This is a genomic window from Intrasporangium chromatireducens Q5-1 (genome assembly GCF_000576575.1).
Taxonomy (GTDB): Bacteria; Actinomycetota; Actinomycetes; order Actinomycetales; family Dermatophilaceae; genus Intrasporangium_A; species Intrasporangium_A chromatireducens.
Genome location: NZ_AWQS01000584.1, coordinates 1 through 519, shown reverse-complemented (window position 1 = coordinate 519; position 519 = coordinate 1). Strand labels below are relative to the sequence as shown.

At 68.0% G+C, this 519-nt stretch carries 1 protein-coding gene; it reads right to left on the bottom strand.

Annotated features, from left to right (window positions below):
• On the bottom strand, nt 1-501 hold a 501-nt coding region (locus N864_RS22995; RefSeq protein WP_240474465.1), incomplete at its 3' end, for an IS110 family transposase.
• Nucleotides 502-519: the final 18 nt, after the last annotated feature.

The window sequence follows — 519 nt, the reverse complement described above, 5'->3', positions numbered from 1 at the left end:
GTCGACCTGCGAGGCCATCGTCGTGATCTGGGCGTTCAGCGCGGCGATCACGGCGGTCTGGGCACGAACTGTAGCCGCATACGCCGCGGTCACGGTGGCCGGTTGCCGCAACTGCTCCGTGCGTAGGGCCGCTTGGATCACCTTGGCCTTCTCACCGGCGTGGTGTCGACGAGCCCGCTTGAGCGCGGCGGTGATCTGCGTGATCGTCAGGCGCGCTGCTGCGTCCGGATCGGGCGCCTTGGCCAGCAGCTCAAGCGCGTCCGCAGCGGCGAGGTCCTCAAACGCAGCCAGTGCAGCAGGGAAGTACTCCCGCAGCGCGTTGCGCAGTCGCTGCACGTGGCGGGTCCTCTCCCAGATCAACGTCTTATGGGCCCGGCCCACGACCTTGACCGCCTCGGCCTGATCGCTGTCACCGGCGACCTGACGCAACTGATGCGAGTCGGTCCGCACCATGTCGGCCAGCATGTGCGCGTCCGCGGCATCGCTCTTGGCACCCGACACGCTCTGCCGTTCCCGATA